Source organism: Cobetia sp. SIMBA_158, from assembly GCF_046566945.1.
GTDB classification, from domain to species: Bacteria; Pseudomonadota; Gammaproteobacteria; order Pseudomonadales; family Halomonadaceae; genus Cobetia; species Cobetia amphilecti.
In genome coordinates, this window is the sequence record NZ_JAWJYL010000267.1 from 1 (window position 1) to 278 (window position 278).

Below are 278 nucleotides of genomic sequence, written 5' to 3' on the forward strand. Positions count from 1 at the left end.
GCTCCGGCTTGGCCGACAGCACGATGATGCGCGTGGCGGCCTGCTTCGCGCGGATGCCGCGAATGACCGACAGCCCGTCGAGCTTCGGCAATTCGAGGTCGAGGATCACCAGGTCGGGTTGCAGCGTCTGGACGAGATGGAGGCCCTCTTCGCCGTCACCGCATTCGCCCACGAGCGCGTATTCGGTGTTCAGCACGTTGGCGAGCATCTTGAGGACGATTGGATGATCGTCGATGACCACGATGCGCTTCATTTGTTGTTCCATTTTCTTTTTGGGG

The 278-nt window shown here is 60.4% G+C and carries 1 protein-coding gene; it reads right to left on the reverse strand.

All coding sequences use genetic code 11. From position 1 onward, the window contains the following. The coding region (locus R2R70_RS19910) for a response regulator transcription factor (protein WP_410978886.1) at positions 1-253 on the reverse strand (253 nt) is incomplete at its 3' end. Between the last annotated feature and the right edge of the window lie 25 nt (positions 254-278).